The sequence below is a fragment of the Vibrio ordalii ATCC 33509 genome (assembly GCA_000257205.1).
GTDB lineage: Bacteria > Pseudomonadota > Gammaproteobacteria > Enterobacterales > Vibrionaceae > Vibrio > Vibrio ordalii.
This window is the reverse complement of record AEZC01000008.1, coordinates 1-8,750: the sequence shown is the minus strand read 5'-3', so window position 1 is coordinate 8,750 and position 8,750 is coordinate 1. Positions and strand designations below refer to the sequence as shown.

At 44.4% G+C, this 8,750-nt stretch carries 6 protein-coding genes and 1 pseudogene; 6 read left to right on the top strand and 1 reads right to left on the bottom strand.

Features of this window, described 5'->3' with window-relative positions:
* Positions 1-179: 179 nt before the first annotated feature.
* Complete coding sequence (helD, locus tag VOR_RS0100350) at positions 180-2,243, bottom strand: DNA helicase IV (RefSeq protein WP_010316988.1); 2,064 nt, start codon at positions 2,241-2,243, stop codon at positions 180-182.
* A gap of 182 nt (positions 2,244-2,425) precedes the next feature.
* Here helD and yccS point away from each other — a divergent pair, with 182 nt between their 5' ends.
* From yccS to VOR_RS18970, 6 genes and pseudogenes are all read left to right on the top strand, one after another.
* The gene (gene yccS / locus VOR_RS0100345) at positions 2,426-4,591 is read left to right on the top strand and encodes a YccS family putative transporter (RefSeq protein WP_010316986.1); all 2,166 of its coding nucleotides are present in this window, start codon (positions 2,426-2,428) and stop codon (positions 4,589-4,591) included.
* A 126-nt stretch (positions 4,592-4,717) separates the two neighbouring features.
* Positions 4,718-4,942 carry a hypothetical protein gene (locus VOR_RS0100340; protein WP_010316984.1) on the top strand — a complete coding sequence of 75 codons (225 nt, stop codon included), beginning with the start codon at positions 4,718-4,720 and terminating at the stop codon, positions 4,940-4,942.
* Positions 4,943-5,009: 67 nt separating this feature from the next.
* On the top strand, positions 5,010-5,309 hold the full coding sequence (locus VOR_RS0100335; protein WP_010316982.1) for a hypothetical protein: 300 nt from the start codon (positions 5,010-5,012) through the stop codon (positions 5,307-5,309).
* A gap of 87 nt (positions 5,310-5,396) precedes the next feature.
* Positions 5,397-6,656, top strand: a complete 1,260-nt coding sequence (locus VOR_RS0100330) for a hydroxymethylglutaryl-CoA reductase (protein ID WP_029626763.1) — start codon at positions 5,397-5,399, stop codon at positions 6,654-6,656.
* Between the two features lie 185 nt (positions 6,657-6,841).
* Positions 6,842-8,386, top strand: coding sequence for a glycerol-3-phosphate dehydrogenase (gene glpD, locus VOR_RS0100325; RefSeq protein WP_010316978.1), 1,545 nt, complete (start codon positions 6,842-6,844; stop codon positions 8,384-8,386).
* 142 nt (positions 8,387-8,528) lie between these two features.
* Positions 8,529-8,750, top strand: a pseudogene (locus VOR_RS18970) (pilus assembly protein PilZ); the annotation flags it as partial.

Here is an 8,750-nt window from a genome sequence, read left to right as displayed (position 1 = left end):
CTCTTCACAGTTGATAGAGCAAGAGGTCGATATCGAGATCCCTGATTACCAAGCTTATCTCGCTGAACGCATGTAATCTATAACCTTTACATACGCACAGAGACACACAGTCAAAATCCAAATCACGACATAAGACAACTTGATCGCCTGCGTGAACGCATCCCCTTCCAAAGGATGCGTTATTTCTGCTTCACCACTGGGTAATCCCCTGATAGCAATTCGCGAACAAAAACCGAGCCACTGCCCGAGTGCGTGATCCACACTTTCTCTTTAGCGCGGGTCATTGCAACGTAGAATAAACGGCGCTCTTCGGCGTAGGGGAAATCATCATTCGATTGTCTCAATGCACTATCGATATGCAGCGCTTTCACTCGAGCCGGAAACTGCCCCTCATCAACACCGAGCACAATCACAAAATCGGCTTCTTTACCTTTACTGGCATGACAAGTCATAAATTCTATATCGAGTGAGCGGTAATGCTTTTTCCAGTCGTTAAGCCGCTCTGGTTTATGATAATGGTTTCGCCCAAGCAGTAGCACAGATTGTGTAGGATTCGCTTGGCGATTGAGTTGATCCAAGATCTTTTCAATGTTGTTACTTGGTGCAATAAAAACTGATTTTTGTTTTTGCTGCTTGAAGCTGTTAAGTGTTTTTGGTAACTGATTCGGATTGGCTTGAATAAACTGGTTAGCCACCGCACCCAACTGATCATTAAAACGATAAGTCCTATCCAGATAATGAACCGTCGAGTGTGGGAAGCGCTCACTAAACCCAGTCGTAAGATCAACGTCAGAACCAGCAAATTGATAGATTGACTGCCAATCATCACCCACTGCAAATAAGTTACACGCTCCTGGCTGCTGCTCACACAAAGATTGGATCAACGCCAATCGCTGTGGTGAAATATCTTGGTATTCATCGATCATGATGAATTTCCAATTCGATTTAAATTTGCCCTTTTCAACGTATTCCGTTGCGCGGCTGATCATCATATTAAAATCAATTTGATTTTGCTCTTTGAGCATTTGTAACCAAGCTTGATAACAAGGCCAGCACAAAGAGAGCTCACTGTTCAGCCGTGAATAGTCTGGATGGTCAATCAAACGTTGTTGCAGCTCCTTTTTTCCAAGACCAAGCATAGCCAGTTGCTCAAGCTGCTTTTCCAACCATGCAATCAGCTTGGGGTTTTCAACATGGCTGCCCAGTTCATCATCACCAGCTAAATAAGCAATTGGCCATTTAGATAAATGCTTCTGCCAACGCTTAAAATTGGTCGGCGTCATCCAATGTTTCTTCAACCAATCAATACACCATGCCAACTTTAAGTTACTGTCTAGAGCTACAGGCGAAATGATCGCTTCTCGCCCTTCGACCTCGTTTAAAATTTTCAGTCCTAACTGATGGAAGGTATTAACGCGAACGCGTTCCGCCGCCATGCCGATTTTGCTATCTAATCGCTGTTCCATCTCTTTCGACGCATCGCGACCAAAAGCCACCAGTAGAATTTCGTGGGCCTGTGCAAGGTGACTCTGGAGTAGATACGCAACACGCGCCGTCAAAACGCTGGTTTTGCCCGAACCTGCACCCGCTAGGATGAGGTTGTGATCATCATTGAGTAGCACTGCCTGTTGCTGCGACAAATTAAGTGGAGAACTTTCAACTTGAGAGAATAAGACTTCCCAGTTTTGACGTTCCAATTCAAGCCAGTGTTGATTTCGCTGGGCAAGGGACGCCGAGCGATCCGTAAGCCAAGGCGAGAGCTGAGCAATAGCATCAGGTAGCCGTTGACGTGCTTCGGCTAATTTCATGTCCATCGTCGCAAAATCGGCTTCCACTTGTAAAGCCCAAACATCCAATAAGGAGTGTGGCAAAAAAGAGGGTAAACGCTTCAAGCGATTGAGCTCTTGCTCCCAGCGAGGCAGATACTGACTTAACTGCACACATTGACGATTGTGCCATTGTTGATAAGCCGCTACCGCCGTATGGGCAAACTGTCGGCACTCGGGCCAAGGCAAACCTTGCACCAACCATGATTGCTGAACGCCTTCATCTTCATGCGCAAAAAACTGCAATGCTCCCCAAAACAAACCACGCTTAACACGGACTTTACCGTTCCAAACCGTAAACGGGATCCGCTCTTCGCTGACAGCCGAGGAGATAATCAAACGCTGTTGGTCAAGTTCAACTTGGTTATACTCGTCTTGAATGAGAAATTGTGCAGGCTTATTTGCGCTCAGCTGCATGGTTTTATGCTCTTTTATAAGAATGTGAATATGATATACCAATCACAGTGGGCATTGAAAAATTAATGTCAAGATTGCTGTGGGTGATTTTGTAATCAAGTAGACGTTTTTCTTTATCTTGATCAGAGTGTTAATCAACGTTTCTGCTACACTATGGTTTTCTTTTTGGATGTTGAAGTATCGTGCCGCTTTCTCGCAAAATTCGCCTTTATTGGGCGAATAAAACCGTCAATTACAGCATTCTCATTTTGACCACCCTATTAGGCGTGGTCATTCCTGCGTGGCACTACAACCTCAATACTTGGATTACACCACTGATCCTCGGCGTAATTGCCGCAGCGCTGGCTGAAAGTGATGACAGTTTCAGTGGACGGCTAAAATCCCTCACTTTGACATTTATCTGCTTTGCCATCGCTGCTTTTTCCATCGAACTGCTTTTCCATACCCCGCCACTGTTTGCGATTGGGTTATTTATCTCCTCGTTTGGTTTTATCATTCTTGGCGCCATTGGGCCACGTTATGCCAGCATTGCGTTTGGCTCCTTACTCATCGCCATCTACACTATGTTGGGTGCACACCAAAGCGTGAATTTGTGGTTTCAACCCGTTTTGCTCCTGACGGGTGCGGCTTGGTATTACTTCATGTCGATGATTTGGCATATGTTTTGGCCAATGCAACCAGTACAGCAAAGCTTAGCGAATGTTTTTTTGCAATTGGCCAATTATCTTGAGTCCAAAAGCCATCTCTTCCATCCCGTATCGAACTTAGTCCCTCAGCCATATCGAATTGCTGAAGCCAATTTAAACGCGGCAACGGTTACCGCACTCAATCAATGTAAAGCCACTTTGTTGAGTCGTTCAAAAAAAGGCCATATTGATGGTGCCAGTGACCGCTTTCTCAACATTTATTTTCTAGCGCAAGATATTCATGAACGCGTCAGCTCAAGTCATTATCGCTATCAAGAGCTTGCCGAGCACTTTGGCCGCTCAGATGTACTGTTTCGCTTTAAGCATTTACTCGAAACACAAGCGAAAGCCTGCCGTGAAATTGCCCAATCAATCCAGCTAGGGCTGAGCTATCAGCACCATTCAGAGTCAATCATGGCTCTAGACGAATTGCAAAGCTCATTAAACTACCTACAAGAACAACAACGCCCTGACTGGCGAATGTTGATAGCACAACTGGGCTATCTTTTCAACAACTTGGCAACAGTAGAAAAGCAACTAAATAACATCTGCAACCCTGATGTCAATAAGCTCGAAGAGGGAGTATTGGATGATACCGAAGCTCATACTCTCAAAGCCATGTGGCTGCGAGTTAAAGCCAATTTGCATAAAGATTCGATGCTGTTTCGACATGCGCTGCGTATGTCTATCGCACTTACCATAGGTTACGGAATCATCCAAGGTTTTGGTATTGAACGAGGCTACTGGATTTTGCTCACGACACTGTTTGTTTGTCAGCCAAACTACTCAGCCACTCGACAAAAACTGACGGCCCGAATCATTGGCACGTTATCGGGGCTGTTTTTAGGCGTGCTGCTCTTAACCTTGTTCCCATCGCCAGAAAGCCAATTGGTCTTTATCGTACTATCAGGGGTAATGTTTTTCGCCTTTAGACTAAACAACTACGGCTATGCGACGGGCTTTATTACTCTTTTAGTGCTGTTCTGCTTTAATCAATTGGGTGAAGGTTACGCCGTGGTACTACCTCGACTTGCCGATACTTTAATTGGTTGCGCACTGGCCGTCGCAGCGGTAGTGCTGATTCTCCCTGACTGGCAATCAAAACGCTTACATAAAGTCATGGCGGATGCGATCGATGCCAACAAAGCTTATTTAGGACAGATTATTGGCCAGTACCGTATCGGTAAGAAAGATAGCTTGAGCTATCGCATCTCACGGCGCAATGCTCACAACCAAGACGCAAATTTAACCGCAGCAATCAGTAATATGCTGGCAGAACCAGGGAAATATCGCACAGCAATCGATGAAAGTTTCCGTTTTCTGACACTAAACCATGCCCTGCTCAGCTATATCTCTGCTCTTGGAGCCCATCGGACACGCATCGAAGATGAAGCAACGCACCAACTGGTACTTGAAACTCACCGAGTGATCCACCACCACTTAGAGGTGTTGCACAAACAACTTTATGAACATTGTGATGAATGCGATACCAGCGACATTGACGATGCAGGCTTAGAGAAACGCTTAGCCGAATGGCGTGAAGAAGATGAAAGCTCGGTAAGAATGGTCTTACAACAGCTGCACCTCATTTATCGCATGCTACCTGAGCTTCACTCTCTCGCCAGCAAGTTCGCCGTCCGTGTAAACCAGCAACTGTCGTAATAATGAGAGCGGCTTAGTTTCGAGCGACTCTCACCTTTCTCTTATTATAACTTGACATTTTTCGGACAAAAAATCGCCACATCGAGAATAATCTCAGACTAAGTATTTTCTTACAGGTGTAAGGCCATGAAAGGACATCAAACTTACCGCGGTGAGAAGGCAGCGCATTTTTTACTGAGGCATGAGTCGATGACGCATAATCAATTTGAGTCTTTAAAATCACAATTACAGCATTTGACACCCCAACAACTGCGTTTATTACAAGGCGAAATAAAGCACTCTTTGGAACATGAAACGAACAGCTTGCTCACCGATGATGAGCTGAATGTGCTTTCGAGTCTCTTTTCCTAGTTACAATTTTCTTCTTGTGCAAAAAGTAAACGGAACCTAAACTTTAGACATCAACGAGGGTAAGCTTATGTCTATATCTGGTGTTCATTCTGGCTATCAACTGATCAATCAGTCAAATAAAATGGTTGAAGAGGCCGCTAGTGAGCTCAATATGGAAAAAGACATCTCTCCTGTTGATAAGGCGGACAAAGCGCTCGCTTTTAATAAAGTTGAGTTTGATAAAGTTGTTGCTAAAGCTGAAGAAAAACCTGAAGAAATTGATAGCCTACTAAAATTGAACCAAGCTACACAATACAACCGCATTGGCACCAATATTATCCAACGAGATCAAGACATACTTGGCTCAATATTGGATATCCAAGCCTAACTCTTCACACAACTTGCAACACAAGCAAATATTGTGTTTATATCCATTGTCAGTACAATGCCTGCAAATTCTTTACCATGATTCGCTATGCCTAAGCTAAACCAGCATCGAAGAAATTATGTTTCTATTTTGTGCGGTGATATATCAGCCCAGCAGCTAGAGCAAACACTCCAACCCAAACTCACTTCTCCAACGCTCAAATTAACACCAAGTCCGTATTTAACCGCAAAAAATGTGGAGCGCCGTTGGCAAGTACTTAACACGCGAACGAGCAAAAGTGCGCTTTTAGATGACTCAACAGAGCAAGATATGCTCTGCTACCACAAAAATATTGAGCATTTTATTGGCACAGTCAAAGTTCCAGTTGGGATCGCAGGGCCATTACGAGTCAACGGACTGTTTGCCAAAGGTGATTATCTCGTCCCGCTCGCTACAACCGAAGCCGCTTTGGTTGCCTCTTATCATCGTGGGGCAAAACTGCTTACTGCAGCAGGAGGTGCAAGCGCCATGTTGTTAAATGAAGGCGTTACTCGCACGCCAGGCTTTGCATTTTATAACTTAATCGAAGCTGGGCAGTTTGTTGCGTGGATAGTGACTCAATATGACCACTTTAAACAAGTTGCAGAAAACACGACAGCACACGGAAAACTGTCAGACATTAATGTCAATATTGAAGGGAACCATGTCTACCTCGTGTTTGAGTTTTTAACCGGCGATGCATCAGGGCAAAACATGGTCACTATTGCCACCAATGCCGTGTTCCAAACCATTCTGGCGAATACTCCTGTGCAGCCTGAATACGCATTCCTTGATGGCAACCTATCGGGTGATAAAAAAGCCACTAGCCAAACACTGCGTAGTGTGAGAGGAAAAAAAGTGACTGCCGAGGTGCATTTATCTGCCGAACTCATCCATAAACATCTGCATACGACGCCACAGTCTATGATGCAATTTGGCCAAATGACGACTGTTGGTGGGGCATTAAGCGGCGCGATAGGCATTAACGCGCATTACGCTAATGCACTCGCTGCTTTGTATATTGCCTGTGGGCAAGACGCCGCTTGCGTTGCTGAATCGGCAATTGGTATGACACGCATGGAAGTGGACAAAAATGGTGGTTTGTACGCCAGTGTAACCTTACCCAATTTAATGTTAGGGACCGTTGGTGGCGGTACAGGGTTACCGAGTCAAAAAGCATGTTTGGATATTCTCGGTCTGCACGGTACTGGTCATTCGCAAGCGTTAGCCGAAGTGGCAGCATCACTCTGTCTGGCTGGTGAACTTTCTATTGTCGGTGCGTTCTGCGCTGGCCATTTTTCACGCGCTCATCGTAAACTCGCTCGTTGAGGTATTACTTTTCACAACCGAAAAGGCGTTACGTGAAGACGTAGCGCCTTTTTTATTGGTTAAGTGAGCATATGCATTAGAAAATAATGATCGAGATCAAAATAAAAAAACAAAAAACTAACTATTTTGACTAAAGAATGGTTTCATACGAACATTACAGAACAAAAACGAAATAGGTACGCTCAATGAACAACCATTCTGTTTGCAACTCGATTGAAGCCGAAAACAATGTGCTCGACATTATTGTTGTCGGTGGCGGTATCAATGGGGCAGGCATCGCCGTCGATGCAGCTGGCCGCGGGCTGAAAGTTGGCCTGTATGAAGCAAAAGATTTTGCTAGCGCTACCTCTTCTGCGAGCTCAAAATTAATTCATGGTGGGTTAAGATACCTAGAACATTATGAATTTCGTTTAGTCGGTGAGTCATTGGCTGAACGCGAAGTACTGTTGCGCAAAGCGCCTCACATTGCAAAACCAATGCGATTTCGTCTACCACACCGCCCTTTTCTAAGGCCTGCTTGGATGATTCGTGCCGGACTTTTCCTTTATGACCATTTAGGCAAACGAACCTCACTACCTGCCAGCAAAAAAATAGCCCTTAACGCAGGTGTGGTGACTAAAAATGAGATGAAAATTGGTTTCGAATACTCAGACTGCTGGGTCGATGATGCTCGTTTAGTGATACTGAATGCGATGCAAGCACGTGAACTCGGTTCCGAAGTAAAAAACTATTGCCGCGTTGAATCAGCTCGTCGTGTTGACGAGTTATGGCATGTGACTTTGTTTGATGAAAAAACACAAACTCGTTTTACGCGCCGCAGCCACGCGCTTGTCAACGCAACAGGTCCTTGGGTTAAACAGTTCATTGATGATCAGATTGAAATTACTTCTCCCTACGGTATCCGGCTCATCAAAGGGTCACATATTATCGTGCCGAAAATTCACGATGAAGAGCAAGCATATATTTTACAAAACGAAGATAAACGGATCGTCTTTGTGATCCCCTATCTTGATCACTATTCAATGATAGGCACCACTGATGTCGAATACCAAGGTGATCCTCGTCAAGTGAAAATTAGCGTCGAAGAAAAACAGTACTTATTGGATGTTGTGAATAAGCACTTTATCCATCAGGTCAAATTGGATGAGATTGTGGCCGACTTCAGCGGTGTGCGCCCGCTGTGTGATGATGAGTCTGATTCACCGCAAGCGATTACTCGTGACTATACACTTTCTCTCGATCAACAAGCTGATAATGCGCCACTACTTTCTATTTTTGGTGGAAAGTTAACCACTTATCGCAAGTTAGCTGAATCTGCTATGGGTCAATTAAAACCATTTTTTAATCAAATGTCTGACTGTTGGACCGCAAACAAACCACTGCCCGGTGGTGGAGAATTTTATCCAGCACAGCTCAAACAGCAGCTCGAACAACGTTTCTCAGATATTGATAAAGCAACCATTAACCGCTGGGTCACTAATTACGGAAGCCGAACTTTGGCGATGCTCGAAAATGTGCAAAGCAGTGCTGATCTGGGTAAACATTTTGCGTTTGGGCTCTATCAACGCGAAGTCGATTATCTATTAGATCATGAATTTGCTTCTTCATGTGAAGATATCCTATGGCGCAGAAGTAAACTCGGCTTAGCATTTAACACTGAGCAAATTGCTCAGTTAAATGATTATATCGACCAATCATCAACCTGTGAGTGTCAGCGCATCAGTGCTTAACACAAGAGGTAGCCACTAGCATTAAACTTGAGAAAAGCTCTTAGAAACATGATCTTCTGAGAGCTTTTACTTTTTCTTAGTAGGTGACGTAAAAATCACGCGCTATAGTAAAGCTATATTTTCGCAACGACGATACCACTCAATGCCAATTCCGAATACTAATAGCGACGAACTCATCAAACTCCTTAAGCCATGCATGAAAATCCTCGCCACAGTCGAATTTGGGCCTGAAGATTCTTATAGCTTTTCAACGACAATTATCGGGTGTAAACGTGAAAGATATGTATTGATCGATATGCCCATCAAAGCACGTGAAGACTTGGTGATGCGCAAAATAGTTAATATCCAAATTATTCTACGTGGG

Excerpts from the sequence above, each read along its gene's own strand:
- VOR_RS0100340 (WP_010316984.1), top strand. The coding sequence starts at position 4,718 with ATGAAAGGACATCAAACTTACCGCGGTGAGAAGGCAGCGCATTTTTTA.
- helD (WP_010316988.1), bottom strand. The coding sequence starts at position 2,243 with ATGCAGCTGAGCGCAAATAAGCCTGCACAATTTCTCATTCAAGACGAG.
- glpD (WP_010316978.1), top strand. The coding sequence starts at position 6,842 with ATGAACAACCATTCTGTTTGCAACTCGATTGAAGCCGAAAACAATGTG.
- VOR_RS0100335 (WP_010316982.1), top strand. The coding sequence starts at position 5,010 with ATGTCTATATCTGGTGTTCATTCTGGCTATCAACTGATCAATCAGTCA.
- VOR_RS0100330 (WP_029626763.1), top strand. The coding sequence starts at position 5,397 with ATGCCTAAGCTAAACCAGCATCGAAGAAATTATGTTTCTATTTTGTGC.